Source organism: Nocardioides sp. GY 10113, from assembly GCF_004919105.1.
In the GTDB taxonomy this organism is placed as follows: Bacteria; Actinomycetota; Actinomycetes; order Propionibacteriales; family Nocardioidaceae; genus Nocardioides.
Genome location: NZ_STGK01000001.1, coordinates 53,081 through 69,238 on the forward strand (window position 1 = coordinate 53,081; position 16,158 = coordinate 69,238).

Genomic DNA, 16,158 nt, shown 5'->3' on the forward strand with positions numbered 1-16,158 from the left:
ACAAGTTCGTGTGGAGCGGCGCCGTCCTGGGGAGGACGTCGTCGGCGGCTCCACCGAATCCTCCCCGTGTAGTTCGTACGGTTTTCACCGGTTTTTCCACAGGTGGGGATTTCGATCGGCCGGGGGCCTCGCTCAGCCCTGTCGGGCCTGCATCTTGACCCGGTTGGTCAGCTCGCTCACCTGGTTGAAGACCGCACGGCGCTCGCCGAGGAGCTGGTTGATCTTCCGCTCGGCGTACATGACGGTGGTGTGGTCGCGGTTGCCGAACTGCGCACCGATCTTGGGCAGGGAGAGACCGGTGAGCTCGCGGCACAGGTACATCGCGATCTGACGGGCCATCACCAGGTGGCGTCCGCGGCTGGGGCCGGTCAGCTCCTCGATGGAGAGCCCGAAGTACGCCGCGGTCTGGGCGATGATCAGCGGCGCCGTGATCTCCGGCTCCCCACCCTCGGGGATCAGGTCCTTCAGCACGATCTCGGCCAGGGTCATGTCGACCTCCTGGCGGTTCAGGTTGGCGAAGGCGGTGACGCGGATCAGCGCGCCCTCGAGCTCGCGGATGTTGGTCTGGATCTTGCTCGCGATGAACTCGAGCACGTCCGAGGGCGCGGTGAGCCGGTCCATCGCCGCCTTCTTGCGGAGGATCGCGATGCGGGTCTCGAGGTCGGGCGGCTGCACGTCGGTGATCAGGCCCCACTCGAACCGGTTGCGGAGCCGGTCCTCCAGCGCCTCGAGCCGCTTGGGCGGGCGGTCGGAGGTGAGCACGATCTGCTTGTTCGCGTTGTGCAGCGTGTTGAACGTGTGGAAGAACTCCTCCTGGGTCTGGGTCTTGCCCTCCAGGAACTGGATGTCGTCGATCAGCAGCACGTCGATGTCGCGGTACTTGCGCTTGAACCGGTCCTGCCGGTCGTCGCGGATCGCGTTGATGAACTCATTGGTGAACTCCTCGCTGGAGACGTAGCGCACCTTGCTCCCGGCGTAGATCGTGCGCACGTAGTGGCCGATCGCATGCAGCAGGTGCGTCTTGCCCAGCCCGGACTCGCCGTAGACCAGCAGCGGGTTGTAGGAGCGGCCCGGTGCCTCGGAGACCGCGACCGCGGCCGCGTGCGGGAACCGGTTCGAGGAGCCGATGACGAAGGTCTCGAACGTGTACTTGGGGTTGAGCCGCGACTCGCCGGTGACGGTGGCGGCGGGTGCCGCGGTGGGCATCGCGACGGCGGGGGGCGGCGGCTCGGTCGGGTCGTAGCCGATCGCCGGCATCTCCGAGATCGGGGACATGGACGGCATCGACATGTCGCCACGGCGACTTGTCGACAAATCGTCGTACGCCGGAGGGGTGGGGTCGACGGGCGGCGCCAGCGGCTCGCTGGCGGCGGTCTCCGGGGCGGCGCCGAAACCGTCGGCCGCCGGCCCGGGGTCGAGCTGGAGGCTCGGGTCGACGGTCACCGCGATCTGGACCTCGTGGCCGAACCGGTCGCTGAGGGAGTCCTCGAGCTGGCCGCGCAGCCGGTCCTCCAGGCGCCTGCGGGTGAAGTCGTCGGGGACCGCCACGATCGCGGTGGTCCCGTGCAGGGTGACCGGCTTGCTGAGCTGGAGCCAGGCTCGCTGGTTGGCCTGGAGGTCGTTGACGAGTAGCCGCCACTCGACGGCGAGGCGCTCGTCCGGGGTTGCCGTGCGCTGGTCCTCGCCCTCGTGCCCCTCGGGTGTCCCGGTCACGTTGCCTCCCGCTCGATGATGGATGCGTGATGTCGGTCGATCGCGGAGGCGATGGTGCTTCCACAACTTTGTCCACAGGCTGTGAACGGTGGTCCACTCTCGCCCACGGACCACTACCGAGACCAATCGGCGGCGCCAGTAGTATCAGGTTTGTGCAGGTCAGGATGTTTTTTTGAGTCTTGTTGCTCGTTGCCTGCACGGCGCCTGCACGGTCGTGGCGTCCTCATCGGCGGGGAACCCCGGATGATCGAAAGTAGCCCGATCTCCACTGCCGGACAACCCGCTATCCACAGGTTTCGGGACAATGTCCCGAAACGTGGGGATCCAGAGGGCGTCGCGGGTTTGACCCTGTCTCCGCGCTCCGCGTACCGTAGATCGGTCGTCTGGTGTCGACCGGTGCCGCATGTCCACGACCACCGCAGGGTTTCGAGGCCCTCGGAGCGTGGCTGCGCGGTGCCGGCCGACCAGCGGGCGCGGCGCTGTCGCGTGCCGGACGACCCTTCCCGATACACCTTTGAGAGGTTCAGACGTGAGCAAGCGGACGTACCAGCCGAACAACCGTCGTCGTCAGAAGACGCACGGCTTCCGACTGCGCATGCGCACCCGCGCAGGCCGTGCCATTCTGGCGAACCGTCGCCGGAAGGGCCGCAGCAGCCTCGCCGTCTGATCCAGACGTGCGCTGGCCGCGGCTGACCCGGGGCTGATCGTGCTGCCCACCGCATCGCGGTTGCGCGACTCGGACAGCTTCCGGGTAGCCAGCCGTGAGGGCCGCCGCTCGGGTTCGCGCACCCTCGTCACCCACCTCCTCGTCGCGAGCGACGGGGAGGCTTCGGTGCTATCGGGGGGTACGTCGGTGCCGCGCGTCGGATTCGTGGTGAGCAAGGCGGTCGGAGGCGCCGTGGTTCGCACGCGGGTGAAGCGCAGGCTGCGGCACGCCGTGGCCGCGCAGCTCGCTGCGCTGCCGCCGGCGAGCGTGCTGGTGGTCCGAGCGACCCCGGCCGCCGCATCCGCGTCGTTCGCGGAGCTGGATCGCGATCTCCGGCACTGCTTGGCCCGGGTCTGCTCGTGAAGTGGGTGCTGATCGGGCTGCTGCGGGCCTACCAGACCGTGATCAGCCCCCTCTACGGCCAGGTCTGCCGTTTCTACCCGTCGTGCTCGCACTACGCCGTCGAGGCGATCCGGGTGCACGGCTCGATCAAAGGCTCCTGGCTCGCGGCGCGTCGGTTGGCCCGCTGCCACCCCTGGAATCCGGGGGGCGTCGATCACGTGCCCCCGAAGCGTGAGCACCACCCCCACGTTGCAACGCCCGAGTCGGTGGACGCCGACCGGGCCCGACCCTCTCAAGGAGCCTGATAGTGGGCATCATCGGCGACATCGGCAACCTGATCATGGAGCCGCTGTACTACGCCATCTCGGCGGTCCTGCTCGCGTGGCACTGGCTGTTCAGCCTGGTCATGCCCGCGGACGGCGGCATGAGCTGGGCGCTCGCGATCATCGGCCTGACGGTGACCATCCGCGCTGCACTGATCCCGCTCTTCGTACGGCAGATCAAGTCCAGCCGCAACATGCAGCTGCTGCAGCCCAAGGTGCGCGAGCTGCAGAAGAAGTACGGCCACGACCGGCAGCGCCTGGCCGAGGAGACGATGAAGCTCTACAAGGAGGCGGGCACCAACCCGTTCGCCTCCTGCCTGCCGCTGCTGCTGCAGATGCCGGTCTTCTTCGCACTCTTCCGGATCCTGGACGGCGCGTCGGACGGTACGGCGCACGGCTTCCTGACCGTTGACAAGGCGCTGGAGTTCGGCAGCGCCGAGATCTTCGGCAAGATCCCGCTCGCGGACTCCTTCTGGGGTGCCCGCACCTGGGGCGACGACCCCAACGTGCTGGTGATGGTGGTCGCGTTCATCCTCTTCGTGATCATGATCGTGACGACGTTCACGACCCAGAAGCAGCTGATGTCGAAGAACATGCCGGCTGACGCGATGACCGGCCCGTACGCGCAGCAGCAGAAGATGCTGCTCTACGTCCTGCCGTTCATCTTCGCGATCACCGGTGTGGCGTTCCCGATCGGCGTCGTCCTCTACTGGACCACCTCGAACATCTGGACCATGGGCCAGCAGTTCTACGTGATCCGCAACAACCCCGCCCCCGGTACGCCGGCCTTCGACGCGAAGGCTCAGCGGGACCGTGAGAAGGCGGCGAAGCACGGCACGACCATCGTCGAGGCGGAGCAGCCGACGGTCGTCGAGGAAGAGAAGCGTCCCGCCCAGCGCACGCAGCCCAAGCGGCAGTCGCGCTCGCAGCGGAAGAACTCCGGCGGCGGAGGCCGCCCGAACCAGAACAAGGGAGCTGGCAATTGAGCACTGAGACGGAACTGGACACGACGGCGACGGAGGCCGCCGCGGACACCGTGGCGTCCGACGAGACCGGCGTCTCCGGCGAGGGCTCGCCGAAGGTCGCCCGCCTCGAGCGGGAGGGCGACATCGCCGCGGACTACCTCGAGGAGCTGCTGGACATCGCGGACCTCGATGGCGACCTGGACATGGACGTCGAGGGCGACCGCGCGTCGGTCTCGATCGTGGGCGCGGACCTCAACCAGCTGGTCGGCCGTGACGGACAGGTGCTCGAGGCACTGCAGGAGCTGACCCGCCTCGCGGTCTACCGGGAGACCGGTGAGCGCTCCCGCCTGATGCTGGACATCTCCGGCTTCCGTGCGCACAAGAGGACCCGCCTGACGAAGCTCGGCGAGGAGACCGCGGCTCGGGTGCGTGAGTCCGGCGAGTCGGTCTCGCTGGACCCGATGTCGCCCTTCGAGCGGAAGATCGTCCACGACGCTGTGGCCGCGGCCGGGCTGACGTCCGAGTCGGCCGGCGTGGAGCCGCGACGGTACGTCGTGGTTCTGCCGGGTGCCGTGAGCGACTGACGTTTCACGTGGAACACGGCGTCTCCGCGGCCGTGGGAGGAAGCGACATTCCTCCCGCGGCCGCGCGTCTTTTTCGGGCCGAGCGCGTGGCGCTGGCCTCCCGCTACGCAGACCTCCTGTGCACCGATGGGGTCGTCCGCGGCCTGATCGGCCCGCGGGAGGCGCCGCGCATCTGGGACCGTCACCTTCTCAACTGCGTCCTGATGGCGCCGGCTCTCGCTCCCGGGCAACGGGTCGCCGACATCGGCTCGGGCGCGGGTCTGCCCGGCCTGGTCCTGGCGATCGCCCGCCCCGACGTCCACTTCACCCTGATCGAGCCGTTGCTGCGCCGTACGACCTTCCTGGAGGAGGTCGTCGCCGAGCTCGGCCTCGACAACGTGAAGGTCGAGCGCGGACGTGCCGATGTGTTTCACGGGAAACAGTCCTTCGACGTCGTGACGGCCCGTGCCGTCTCGGCCCTGGAGAACCTGATCGCCTGGGGGATGCCGCTGGTGGGGGCCGGTGGCTCCCTCCTGGTGATGAAGGGCTCCTCCGCGGAGGATGAGGTCGGCGGCGCGCGGGCGGCACTGGAGGCATGGGGCTGCAGCGAGCCGGAGATCCTCGAGCTGGACGATCCGGACGCGGGCAGCGTCCGTCTGGTCCGGGTGGGCTGGTCGGGTGAGCCGCGAGTATCGTTGCGCACTCACGCCGGTCGGGCACGCAAGGGCGCTCCTCGATCCCGAGGTCAAGGCCGCAAGGGTAGGAGGAACGCTCAGTGACCGAGGAGCACGATCCACGGTTTTCCACCGTTCGGGGGACCCCCGCTGAGCGGGAGCATCCACAGAACGGTCCAGGTTTTCCACAGGTGGACCACCGAGTACGAGGAGAGCAAGACGTGTCCGTTTCACGTGGAACATCGGGCTCGGACCCGGTGGCCCAGGTGCGAACCGCGGCCGAGCTGGCAGAGATGGCGACGTCCTTCGAGGACGACCTGACGCCTCTCGCCCAGGCCGCCCAGGCGACCGTGATGACCCGCCAGGGGATCCCCCAGGAGCACTTGCGCCGCCCGGAGGCGACGCGCGTCTTCGTGGTGGCCAACCAGAAGGGCGGAGTCGGCAAGACGACGTCGACGGTCAACCTCGCCGCGGCGCTGACGCAGCTGGGGCAGCGGGTGCTCGTCATCGACCTGGACCCGCAGGGGAACGCCTCGACGGCGCTGAACATCGAGCATCACCGCGGCGTGGCATCGACGTACGACGCCCTGGTCGAGGGCGTCCCGCTGGACGAGATCGCGGTGATGTGTCCGGAGATCAACGGGCTGTACGTCGTTCCCGCGACCATCGACCTCGCAGGTGCGGAGATCGAGCTCGTCAGCGTCGTGGCCCGCGAGGGACGGTTGAAGAAGGCGATCCACGCCCACCCCCGGGTCGGCACGCGGGAGGAGGTCGGCGAGGACCGGTTCGACTACGTGCTGATCGACTGCCCGCCGTCGCTCGGTCTGCTGACGCTGAACGCTCTCGTCGCCGCCGCTGAGATGCTGATCCCGATCCAGGCCGAGTACTACGCCCTGGAGGGGTTGGGGCAGCTGCTCAACACCGTCGACATGGTCCGGGCGCACCTCAACCAGGAGCTGGCCGTCTCGACGATCCTGCTGACCATGTACGACGGCCGCACGCGCCTCGCTGCGGGCGTCGCCGCGGAGGTGCGTGAGCACTTCGGGGATCAGGTGCTCAACACCGCGATCCCGCGGTCCGTGCGCGTCTCCGAGGCACCGTCCTACGCGCAGACCGTGATGACCTACGACCCGACCTCGCCGGGTGCACTGAGCTATTTGGAGGCGGCACGCGAGATCGTCGCCCGAGGGAGCCTGGGAGCATGAGCAGCAACGCACCGCGCCGTGGACTCGGACGAGGCCTGGGATCGCTGATCCCGAGCGCCCCGCCTCAGGTACCTGTCTCAGATCCGACGAACCCGGGATCTGTCAAGGGCGATGGCCAGCATCCGGACTTTGGCGCCAGCGGGCCTGTCAGCGGCTCGGCGGGCCTGGGGTCCACCGCGACCTCGAACGGCGCTCAGATCGAAGATTCGGCTCTGACGGCCGTCGAGGGCGCCTACTTCGCCGAGATCCCCGTCGACCGCATCCGGCCCAACGCGGTCAACCCGCGGCAGGTGTTCGACGAGGACGCCATGGCCGAGCTGGTCCACTCGATCAAGGAGATCGGGCTCCTGCAGCCGGTCGTGGTCCGCCGGATCGGCGAGAGCGACGACTACGAGCTGGTGATGGGCGAGCGCCGGTGGCGCGCGACGACCCAGGCGGGCCTCGACACGATCCCGGCGATCGTGCGGGAGACCGACGACACCGACATGCTGCGGGACGCGCTGCTGGAGAACCTGCACCGCAGCCAGCTCAACCCCCTGGAGGAGGCCGCCGCCTACCAGCAGCTCCTCGAGGACTTCGCGTGCACGCACGAGGAGCTGGCGCAGCGGATCGGGCGTTCGCGGCCGCAGATCAGCAACACGCTGCGCCTGCTGAAGCTGAGCCCGGCGGTCCAGCGCCGCGTCGCGGCCGGCGTGCTCTCGGCGGGCCACGCCCGGGCGCTGCTCGGTGTGGGCGAGCCCGAGGCCCAGGATCGGCTCGCCCAGCGGGTGGTCGCGGAGGGCATCAGCGTCCGCGCGCTCGAGGAGATCGTCACGGTCGGCGACGGCCTCGGTACGCCGCCGGCGCGGACGAAGCGGGCCAAGCCGACGGCGCCCGGGCTCACCGACCTCGCCGACCGCCTCGGCGACCGACTGGAGACCCGGGTCAAGATCGACCTGGGGCGGGCCAAGGGGAAGGTCACCATCGAGTTCGCGAACGCCGGTGACCTCCAGCGCATCGTGGAGCTGATCGATCCGCGTAACCGGAGCGACCGGATCATCTGACCGGGCCGGGCGGTCGCCCGGAGGCCGGACCGACGACGCCGGGTCGGCAGGACGTGTTCCTGCCGGCCCGGCGTTCGTCGTGGTGGTGGTTTCGAGGCTCGTCGCCGGGGCTCCTCGCACCTCAACCACCGGAGTGGCTGGGCGAGGTGCGGGCGGAGCGTGCCGTGTCCGTGGTTGAGGTGCGAGCGCAGCGAGCCGTGTCGGTGGTTGAGGTGCGGGCGGAGCGAGCCGTGCCGGTGGTTGAGGTGCGAGCGCAGCGAGCCGTGTCGGTGGTTGAGGTGCGGGCGGAGCGTGCCGTGCCGGTGGTTGAGGTGCGAGCGCAGCGAGCCTCGAAACCACCGCCCGGCCACGGCCGACCACCGGAATCGGCCCCAGAACGGTTCTCCCAGAGCGATTCTCAGGCGATTCGGGATCCTTCGCGGAAAGCGACTTCGCTCAGAATCGCTCTCACAGAACCGAGAATCGGGCCCCGAACCCCCGCTGCGGGCCGTCAATCGGTCGACGAATCGCTATGTCGACATATCGACGCATCGATATGTCAACGAAGAGACATGTCGACGGATCGACTACTTCTTGCCCTTCCGGGCCTCGGCACGACGGCGGGCACGCTCCCGGCGTTCGGCCACCTCGAGCTCCTTGGCCTGCTCGAGGGTCGGTGCGCTGCCCCCGAAACGCGCGGGCAGCCACCAGGAGCCCTCGGGCTGCTGGTCGGCCGGATACGCAGCGATCACCTCGTCGAGCATCGCGGCCATCGACGCCTTCAGCTCCGCGGTCTCCGCGATCGGGTCGTCACCGGTCGGGTGGAGCGGGACGCCGGCGCGGACCGTGATCGCCATGCCGCGACTGAAGTCACGGGAATGCCCCTTGGTCATCATCCGCTGGGTGCCCCAGAGCACCACCGGCACCACCGGGACGCCCGCCGCGGCCGCGATCCGCACGGCCCCGGTCTTGAACTCCTTCAGCTCGAAGGACCGGGAGATGGTCGCCTCCGGGAAGATCCCCACGGCCTCGCCCGCGCGCAGGTAGTCGACCGCCATCTCCATCGACGGCACGCCGTCACCCCGGTCGACGGGGATGTGGTGGAAGCTCCGCATCACCGGACCGCCGACCGGGTGGTCGAAGACCTCACGCTTCGCCATGAAGCGGACCAGTCGCCGGGAGGGGTGCGCTGCCAGGCCGCCGTAGATGAAGTCGACGTAGCCGATGTGGTTCACCGCGAGCAGGACCCCACCCTCGGTCGGCACGTTCTCCGTGCCGGTCAGGGTGATCTTCTGACCGAGCAGCCGGAAGGCGGCCTTGGCGGTCCAGATGACGGGCGGGTAGGTGAAGTCGTGCACGAGCGGCCTCTCCGGACGGCGGCGCCGGCGGCGCCGAGGGGGTTGTTCGAAGTCTGGCACCTTCGCGGAGGAGGGTCAGCGCCTCGTCGCGAGGAAGTCGGCGATTCGGCCGATCGCCTCCTCCAGGACCTCCACGTCGGGCAGGGTGACCAGGCGGAAGTGATCCGGTTCCGGCCAGTTGAACCCGGTGCCGTGGGTGACCAGGATCTTCTTCGCCCGCAGCAGGTCGATGACGAACTGCTGGTCGTCGTCGATCTGGTAGACGTCGGGGTCCAGCCGGGGGAAGCAGTAGAGGGCGCCGCGCGGCCGCACGGAGGTGACACCCGGGATCTCGTTGAGCAGCCGGTCGGCCAGCATCGCCTGCTCGTAGAAGCGGCCGCCGGGGACGATCAGCTCGTTGATCGACTGGTAGCCGCCGAGCGCCGTCTGGATCGCGTGCTGCGCAGGGACGTTGGCGCACATCCGCATGTTCGCGATCAGGGTCAGCCCCTCGAGGAACTCCTCCGCGATCTCCTTGGGGCCCGACACCATCACCCAGCCGGCCCGGTAGCCGCAGACGCGGTAGGCCTTGGAGAGGCCGCTGAAGGTCAGGCAGAGCACGTCCGCGCCGGCCGCCGAGGCGGCGTGGTGATGCACCGCGTCGTCGAACAGGATCTTCTCGTAGATCTCGTCGGCGAAGACCACCAGCTGGTGACGGCGGGCGATGTCGACCAGTGCCTCCACCATCTCCTTGCTGTAGACCGCACCGGTGGGGTTGTTCGGGTTGATGATCACCAGGGCGTGGGTGTTCTCGGTGATCTTCGACTCGATGTCCTGGAGGTCCGGCATCCAGTCGTTCTGCTCGTCGCACCGGTAGTGCACGGGGATCCCGCCGGAGAGGGTGACGGCGCCGGTCCACAGCGGGTAGTCGGGCGCCGGAACGAGGATCTCGTTGCCGTCGTCGACGAACGCCTGGAGCACCATCGAGATGAGCTCGCTGACGCCGTTGCCGATGAAGACGTCCTCGACGTCCGTCTCGCGCAGCCCACGTGACTGGTAGTACTGGGCGACGGCCGTGCGCGCGGAGTAGATGCCGCGGGAGTCGCTGTAGCCCTGGGATTCCGGCAGGTGGTGGGTGACGTCGGCGACGATCGCCTCGGGTGCCTCGAAGCCGAAGGGCGCCGGGTTGCCGATGTTGAGCTTCAGGATCCGGTGGCCCTCCGCCTCCAGGCGCTGGGCCTCGACGAGGATCGGACCCCGCACGTCGTAGCGGACATCACGGAGCTTCTTGCTCTGTCGGATCTGGCGCACGAACGCCATTCTGGCAGGCAGGGGCCACCGGATTTCCGCGTGCCCACGGCGGTGGCGTGGCGCCGTACGATCGTGGGGACGGTCGAGCCAGACGAACCCGCGACACGGGCAGCAGGAGGTGGCATGACCCGCACGACGGTGCCGGTGACCCACGAGCTGATCACCCGATTGAGGCCGCCCTGCTCGGACGCGTACGGCGGGAGGTGGGTCTCGCAGCAACTGGAGGAGGGGGGCTCCTGCGGCCGGGTCGCCCTGGTCGAGGACCGACCGGTGGGCATCGTGCTCTACGCCCCACCCAACGCGGCCAGCGCCGCCGCCGATCAACCGACCGCGCCGGTCTCCGAGGACGCGCTGCTGATGGTGGCGCTCTGGGTGCTTCCGGAGCAGCGCGGGGGAGGGGTCGGTCGGCTCCTCGTGCAGGCGATGGCCGCCGACGTCCTCGATCGGCCCGGGGTGCGCGCCGTCGAGTGCTTCGCGCGCCGTGGACCCGAGCGGGCTCGTGGCGCCGGGGGCGCGGACGCCCTGGTGCCCGCGGCGTTCCTGACGAGGGTCGGTTTCCGTGTGGAACGCGCGCACCCGAGGGTGCCGAGGATGCGGATGGACCTGCGGACCACCGTCTCCTGGCGCGACGAGGTCGGGGCGACCTGGGAGCGACTCCGGGACGCGGTCAGGCCCGCGCCGGCGCGCCCGCGGCCGATCGGCACCAGGAACGTCGACGGGCCGGCGACCCCCGTGGGATCACCGGCCCGTTGAGCCTGCTCGGCCGCTCGCGCGGCCGTCGTGGTGCGCGGCCTCAGCCGGTGAAGTCGGCCAGCTCCTTGAGCAGCGCCGCCTTCGGGCGGGCGCCGACGATGCTCTTCACGACCTCGCCGTTCTGGTAGACGTTGATGGTCGGGATACCGGTCACGCGGTAGGACGCCGGGGTGACGGGGTTCTCGTCGACGTTCATCTTGAAGAACGAGATCTTGTCGCCGTGCGCACCGGCGATCTCGTCGAGGATCGGCGCGACCTGGCGGCACGGGCCGCACCACTCGGCCCAGAAGTCGACCAGGACCGGCTTGTCGGCCTTGAGGACCTGGGTCTCGAACTCGGCGTCCGTCACAGCTGCGATGTTGCCCATGGATGTTCCCTTCTCGCGGGCCGGAGGGGGCCCGGTTCCTGTCGCCGGCGCATGGCCGGCGGTCGACGTGTGGTGTGGTGTCACGGCTCCTGCTCAGTCAACAGCACCGTGCCGCCCGATGTTCCCCGTGGCGCGGGGGTGTCGGGCGAGTCGGGTCACGACGCCGTGACCCGCGCGGCTCGGGCTGCTCAGCCGGCCGCCGCGGCCGCGGCGGCCTCGGCGAACTCGAGCTCGGCCAGGTACTTCTCGGTGTCCAGCGCGGCGGCGCAACCGCTGCCCGCGGCGGTGATCGCCTGCCGGTAGCGCCGGTCCACCAGGTCGCCCGACGCGAAGACGCCGGGCAGGTTGGTGGCGGTGGAGCCCGGGGCGACCAGCACGTAGCCGTCGTCGTCGAGGTCGACCTGGCCGACCAGCAGCTCCGAGCGCGGGATGTGGCCGATCGCCACGAACAGGCCGGTCGCCGGCAGCTCGGAGGTCTCGCCGGTGACGGTGTCCTTCAGCGTCAGCGACTCCAGGGAGTCGGTGCCGTTGACCGACTCGACCGCGGCGTTCCAGACGATCTCGAGCTTCGGGTCGGCGAACGCGCGCTCCTGCATGATCTTGGAGGCGCGCAGCTCGTCCCGACGGTGGATCAGGGTGACCTTCGACCCGAAGCGGGTCAGGAAGGTGGCCTCCTCGACGGCGGAGTCGCCGCCGCCGACGACAGCGATGTGCTGCTCGCGGAAGAAGAAGCCGTCGCAGGTCGCGCAGTACGAGACGCCGCGACCGGAGAGCGCGTCCTCGTTGGGCAGGTCGAGCTTGCGGTAGCCGGAGCCCGTGGCCAGGATCACCGCGCGCGCGGTGTAGGTGTCGGTCGCGGTCTTGACCACCTTGATCGGGCCGGTCAGGTCGACCTCGACCACGTCGTCGGCGACCAGCTCCGCGCCGAACCGCTCGGCCTGGGCGCGCATCTCGTCCATCAGGGCGGGTCCTTGGATCCCGTCCCGGAAGCCCGGGAAGTTCTCCACCTCGGTGGTGTTCATCAGCGCGCCACCGGCGGTCACCGAGCCCTCGAAGACGAGGGGGTTCAGGCTCGCGCGGGCGGTGTAGATCGCAGCGGTGTACCCGGCCGGGCCGGAGCCGATGACGATGACGTTGCGCGGCTCGGCGGTGGTGGGATCGGTGGTCACAGAGGCTCCTTCGATGGCGTACGCGATCTCAACGACGATGGTAGGCCCGTTGATTCCCGGGCCGCGCATCGCGCCTGTCACGTGCGACGGGCGTCGCGGATGGTGGCTGCTGGCGCTGGCGCTGGCTATTGGTCGGTGGCTATTGGTCGGTGGGCAGCGTCACAGAGCGCAGCGTCTCGCCGGTGCCGCAGCGCAGCACCTCCACCACCTGGGTGGAGCCGACGGGCTTGCGGAAGACCGCCAGCGCCGGGAGTCGCTGGTAGTGCACGCCGACGTAGACAGCGGGATCCAGCTGGAGTGTCGCGCACGTGAAGCGGCGCGGCGTCGACACCGACGGTACGGCGTAGTCGGCCGAGGCCGGGACGTGGGCGGCCCGCAGGCGCAGCAGGTCGGTGCGCAGGTGCGCCGGCCGCACCACCCGGCCCGTCACGGCCTTGCGCGCGGCGAGGGAGCCGCTCGTCCCGGCCCGCTCGGTGACCGCGGCGCGCGGCGCATCCGCGGCACTCCCGTCGTCCAGCTGGTCCGCAGCGTCCAGCGGGGACACCGCGGCCGTGTCCCACTCGTCCAGGTCGGCCCGCCCGCCCGCCTCCGTCCGGTCGGGGGCGCCGCCCTCCGCCAGCGACTCCTCCCCGCCGCGCTGTGCGTCCCTGTCGGCGATCGCGCTCATGACGTCGCTGGCGGGCTGGTCACCGTGCAGCTGCAGGCCGATGCCGACCACGGCCGCGGCGGCCGCCGCGGCCACCAGGATCCGGCCCAGGAACCGGCGTCGGCGGCCCGCCTGGTCGATCTCCCCTCGGACGTCCCCGTGGCCGTGGCCGTGCACGTCGCGCTCGATGCTGGCGCCGGCGCTCCGCTCCGCGGTCAGCTGCAACAGCCGTGCGTCGAGCGAGGCGGCGACCTCGTCCGGCAGCACGGCCGGCTCGGCGGCATCGGCCAGCAGCCGTCGTACGGCGTCGTCACGGTCGGGGTGCAGCGGTGCGACGGCGTCGCGGTCGCGGGGGTGGGTCATGCTGGATCCTCGTCAGGGGGTGGTCGTCGCGGCGGGCACGCCGTCGGGTGGCCCGCGTCGCCGCCCCGATCGGACGTCCCGGGCCGTCACCGCGTTCCCGCCCGGGGCCGAGGAGGAGGGGTGATCCCCCTCACCGGCGGTGAGCAGGTCCTGCAGCAGCACCGCCAGCCGTGCGCGACCCCGCGAGCAGCGGCTCTTGATCGTGCCCTCCGCGCAGTCCAGGATCACGGCGGCCTCGGCCACCGAGTAGCCCTCCATGTCGACCAGGACCAGGGCTGCTCGCTGCTCGGCGGGGAGCGTGGCCAGCGCCGTTCGCACCCGGGCCCGCTGCTCGGCGCGGAGCTGGTGCTCGAGCGGGTCGGTGGTCTCGTCCGCGGCGGCCGGGGGCCGGAGCGCCTCCCGGTCGTCGACCAGCTCCGGGAGCGGCTCGGCCCGGCGGACCCGGGCGGCGCGGAGCCGGTCCAGGCACGCGTTCACCACGACGCGGTGCAGCCAGGTGGTCACCTGTGCCTCGCCCCGGAAGGAGCCGGCACGACGGAAGGCCGCGACCATCCCGTCCTGGAGGCCGTCGGCGGCCACGTCGGGATCCCCGGTCGTCCGCAGCGCGACCGCCCACAGCCGGTCGCGATGCCGGCGGAAGAGGATCCCGAAGGCCTCGGGGTCCCCGGCGACGTGGTCGGCCAGGAGGTCGGCGTCGGAGCGAGGGGCCTCGGGGTCGTCGGGCTGCTCGGGGGTGCGGCGGGAGCGTTCGCCGGCGTCGTCGGCGGGGACCGCGACGCGGATCGGATCAGTGCCCACGCACGACCACCTCCGCAACCTCGATCCGATAGCCACCGGTGACCGGCGGCAAGGCAGTGAACCACACGAGCAGGTAGCGCCCGGTGGTCGCGCCCTGACTGATGTCGTCGGTGCTGGGGGTCAGGGTTGCCGTGTCACCTTCCGCCGTCGTCCTCGCCACCGGCGTGCCGCCGGGTGCCGAGGTGGGGGCGGTCCGACTGATCCAGGCGTCGACCGTCGACGGCGCGCCGACCAGCTGGAGCTTCACGCTGGTGATGGTGCGGACCTCTCCGAGGTCGACGATCAGCCCGACGCCGGTCTTCAGCGCCCCCGGGGGCGGGCCGAGCTGGTCCAGGTAGGTCTGCGAGCGCCAGGCGGTCGAGGGGTCCCCGTCCACCGCGAGCGCGGCGGTCTCCCGGTTCTCGTCCCCGTCGCCGAGCGGGTCGAAGTCGGTGGCGGAGAGCACGCCGAGCTTGCTGGGCGCGACGCTGGGGGCCGGGGAGCTGCCCCGGGTGGGGCCTGTCGTCTCCGCGCCGAGCGGCGTGCGGCCCCGGCCGAGGTTGATCGCGATCGCGACGGCGACCACCAGCACCAGCACCAGCCCGACGGCCAGGGCCAGCCGCAGCCACGAGCGTCCCGGCACCGGCTCCTCATCGGCCGGCGCGATGCGCTCCAGCGTGCCGGTACCGCTGTCCCAGCCCTGTTGGTCCGCCGGCGGCGCCTGCGCGGCGACCTCGGGCGGGGTGGGTGCCGGGGACTCGGCCCGGGCCCGCCGGGCGGCGGTGCCCTCGGGGGTGTCGGGCGCGAAGAGCGGGCGCTCAGGCGGCTCCTCGAACGGTGGCGGCGGCGGGGGCGGGGTGCTCCGGGCGCGCATCCAGCCGACCTCCTGGTCCTCACCGAAGACCGGCATCCCGGCCTCGGTGGGCAGCTCGGAGACCAGCGGGATCGGGCCGGGCTCCTCGGCCACGGACGACTCGCTCGTGGCGGGCGCGGGCGCGGGCGGGGCCTCGGTCGGGGCCTCGGTCGGGGCCCGCCGCGGCTCCGTCCGGACGGGCGGGTCCGCCAGCGCGGGGAGCACGACCGGGCGCACCTCGTTGATCGGGAGGATCGAGGAGGCGAGCTCCTCGGGGAGCCCGGCGGTGTCGCCGAGGAACTCCATGAGCCGGTCGTAGACGGCCCGCGCGCTCGAGACGTCCGGGGCGTCCATCGCCGAGCCGGTCGGCAGCCACCAGCGGTGGTGGTGCTCGCCCGCGTGGTCGATCTCGCACCACAACGTGTCCAACGGGCGCGGTACGCCGGGCAGCGCCTGCCGCGGCGCCATCGTGGTGCCGTGCGCCTGCAGCGCGGGCTCGACCACCGAGGTCGAGTGCCCTGCCCAGGTGCCGGTGAGGGCGCAGTAGAGCAGCCCGCCCAGGTCGGTCAGGTCGGCGGACTCCTTGGCCGGGGGAAGCCCGTGCAGCGCGGCGTCCACGCAGAGGCCGATGATCCGGACCGCACCCAGCCGGTCGATCAGGATGTTCTCCGGGTTGAGCCGCCCGTGGGTGACGCCGCGCTCGTGGCAACGGGCGATCGCGTCCGCGACGTCGGCGACGAGCCAGGCGGCGCGGCGCGCGGGGAGGGGCCCGGCGTGGTTGACCAGGATGTCCAGGGAGGTTCCGGTGCCCCACTCGTTGACCACGAAGCACAGGCCGTCGCGGGTCTCGACGTCGAGCACCCGGAGCAGGCGCGGATCGAGGACGGTGGCCGAGGAGCGGGCGGCGGTGACCAGCGCGTCCGACCGCGGGTCGGCCGCGGAGATGACGTGCAGCGCGACGTAGCGGTCCAGAACGGCGTCGTGCGCCCGCCAGAACCGCCCGCCCGCGCTCTCGGTCAGCAGGTCGATCAAGCGGTATCGGCCGGCCAGCACATCGCCGGGACGCGTC

General features: G+C 70.9%; 17 protein-coding genes. 9 read left to right on the forward strand and 8 right to left on the reverse strand.

What is annotated here, in order from left to right; genetic code table 11:
• Positions 1–132 precede the first annotated feature (132 nt).
• Positions 133–1,713, reverse strand: coding sequence for a chromosomal replication initiator protein DnaA (gene dnaA / locus E8D34_RS00215; RefSeq protein WP_136592581.1), 1,581 nt, complete (start codon positions 1,711–1,713; stop codon positions 133–135).
• Positions 1,714–2,242: 529 nt separating this feature from the next.
• Here dnaA and rpmH point away from each other — a divergent pair.
• The 8 genes from rpmH to E8D34_RS00255 all read left to right on the forward strand — a co-directional run bounded on the left by rpmH (position 2,243) and on the right by E8D34_RS00255 (position 7,534).
• Positions 2,243–2,380, forward strand: coding sequence for a 50S ribosomal protein L34 (gene rpmH, locus E8D34_RS00220; protein WP_136592582.1), 138 nt, complete (start codon positions 2,243–2,245; stop codon positions 2,378–2,380).
• Between the two features lie 39 nt (positions 2,381–2,419).
• Positions 2,420–2,782, forward strand: coding sequence for a ribonuclease P protein component (rnpA, locus tag E8D34_RS00225; RefSeq protein WP_136592583.1), 363 nt, complete (start codon positions 2,420–2,422; stop codon positions 2,780–2,782).
• On the forward strand, positions 2,779–3,066 hold the full coding sequence (yidD, locus tag E8D34_RS00230) for a membrane protein insertion efficiency factor YidD (RefSeq protein WP_206056482.1): 288 nt from the start codon (positions 2,779–2,781) through the stop codon (positions 3,064–3,066). The genes rnpA and yidD overlap by 4 nt, the downstream gene beginning before the upstream one ends.
• A gap of 2 nt (positions 3,067–3,068) precedes the next feature.
• Entirely contained in the window at positions 3,069–4,070 is a 1,002-nt protein-coding gene (gene yidC / locus E8D34_RS00235; protein WP_276606561.1) for a membrane protein insertase YidC, read from the forward strand.
• A 50-nt stretch (positions 4,071–4,120) separates the two neighbouring features.
• On the forward strand, positions 4,121–4,633 hold the full coding sequence (locus E8D34_RS00240) for a R3H domain-containing nucleic acid-binding protein (protein ID WP_136592929.1): 513 nt from the start codon (positions 4,121–4,123) through the stop codon (positions 4,631–4,633).
• An 8-nt stretch (positions 4,634–4,641) separates the two neighbouring features.
• Positions 4,642–5,391, forward strand: a complete 750-nt coding sequence (gene rsmG / locus E8D34_RS00245) for a 16S rRNA (guanine(527)-N(7))-methyltransferase RsmG (RefSeq protein WP_240770997.1) — start codon at positions 4,642–4,644, stop codon at positions 5,389–5,391.
• 161 nt (positions 5,392–5,552) lie between these two features.
• The gene (locus E8D34_RS00250; RefSeq protein ID WP_276606567.1) at positions 5,553–6,491 is read left to right on the forward strand and encodes a ParA family protein; all 939 of its coding nucleotides are present in this window, start codon (positions 5,553–5,555) and stop codon (positions 6,489–6,491) included.
• On the forward strand, positions 6,488–7,534 hold the full coding sequence (locus E8D34_RS00255; RefSeq protein WP_136592585.1) for a ParB/RepB/Spo0J family partition protein: 1,047 nt from the start codon (positions 6,488–6,490) through the stop codon (positions 7,532–7,534). Before E8D34_RS00250 ends, E8D34_RS00255 begins: the two co-directional genes overlap by 4 nt.
• 566 nt (positions 7,535–8,100) lie before the next feature.
• Here the strand turns inward: E8D34_RS00255 and E8D34_RS00260 are convergent.
• Positions 8,101–8,871: a lysophospholipid acyltransferase family protein gene (locus E8D34_RS00260; RefSeq protein ID WP_136592586.1), complete on the reverse strand. Its 771-nt coding sequence runs from the start codon at positions 8,869–8,871 to the stop codon at positions 8,101–8,103.
• Positions 8,872–8,946: 75 nt separating this feature from the next.
• A complete protein-coding gene (locus E8D34_RS00265) occupies positions 8,947–10,170 on the reverse strand; it encodes a pyridoxal phosphate-dependent aminotransferase (RefSeq protein ID WP_168929275.1) in 1,224 nt (407 codons plus the stop codon).
• Between the two features lie 114 nt (positions 10,171–10,284).
• On the opposite strand from E8D34_RS00265, the gene E8D34_RS00270 reads away from it, so the two are divergent.
• A complete protein-coding gene (locus tag E8D34_RS00270) occupies positions 10,285–10,914 on the forward strand; it encodes a GNAT family N-acetyltransferase (RefSeq protein ID WP_136592588.1) in 630 nt (209 codons plus the stop codon).
• Positions 10,915–10,954: 40 nt separating this feature from the next.
• Here the strand turns inward: E8D34_RS00270 and trxA are convergent, their stop codons facing one another.
• From trxA to E8D34_RS00295, 5 genes are all read right to left on the reverse strand, one after another.
• On the reverse strand, positions 10,955–11,281 hold the full coding sequence (trxA, locus tag E8D34_RS00275) for a thioredoxin (protein WP_136592589.1): 327 nt from the start codon (positions 11,279–11,281) through the stop codon (positions 10,955–10,957).
• A gap of 188 nt (positions 11,282–11,469) precedes the next feature.
• Positions 11,470–12,450: a thioredoxin-disulfide reductase gene (gene trxB, locus E8D34_RS00280; RefSeq protein WP_240770998.1), complete on the reverse strand. Its 981-nt coding sequence runs from the start codon at positions 12,448–12,450 to the stop codon at positions 11,470–11,472.
• Between the two features lie 139 nt (positions 12,451–12,589).
• The gene (locus E8D34_RS00285) at positions 12,590–13,459 is read right to left on the reverse strand and encodes a hypothetical protein (protein ID WP_136592591.1); all 870 of its coding nucleotides are present in this window, start codon (positions 13,457–13,459) and stop codon (positions 12,590–12,592) included.
• A 12-nt stretch (positions 13,460–13,471) separates the two neighbouring features.
• The gene (gene sigM / locus E8D34_RS00290) at positions 13,472–14,257 is read right to left on the reverse strand and encodes an RNA polymerase sigma factor SigM (RefSeq protein WP_240770999.1); all 786 of its coding nucleotides are present in this window, start codon (positions 14,255–14,257) and stop codon (positions 13,472–13,474) included.
• On the reverse strand, positions 14,247–16,121 hold the full coding sequence (locus E8D34_RS00295; protein ID WP_168929276.1) for a protein kinase family protein: 1,875 nt from the start codon (positions 16,119–16,121) through the stop codon (positions 14,247–14,249). Before E8D34_RS00295 ends, sigM begins: the two co-directional genes overlap by 11 nt.
• Between the last annotated feature and the right edge of the window lie 37 nt (positions 16,122–16,158).

Bases quoted from the DNA above. Each gene is read 5' to 3' on its own strand.
- E8D34_RS00255 (WP_136592585.1), top strand. From the start codon at position 6,488: ATGAGCAGCAACGCACCGCGCCGTGGACTCGGACGAGGCCTGGGATCG.
- E8D34_RS00265 (WP_168929275.1), bottom strand. From the start codon at position 10,170: ATGGCGTTCGTGCGCCAGATCCGACAGAGCAAGAAGCTCCGTGATGTC.
- E8D34_RS00270 (WP_136592588.1), top strand. From the start codon at position 10,285: ATGACCCGCACGACGGTGCCGGTGACCCACGAGCTGATCACCCGATTG.
- trxA (WP_136592589.1), bottom strand. From the start codon at position 11,281: ATGGGCAACATCGCAGCTGTGACGGACGCCGAGTTCGAGACCCAGGTC.
- E8D34_RS00285 (WP_136592591.1), bottom strand. From the start codon at position 13,459: ATGACCCACCCCCGCGACCGCGACGCCGTCGCACCGCTGCACCCCGAC.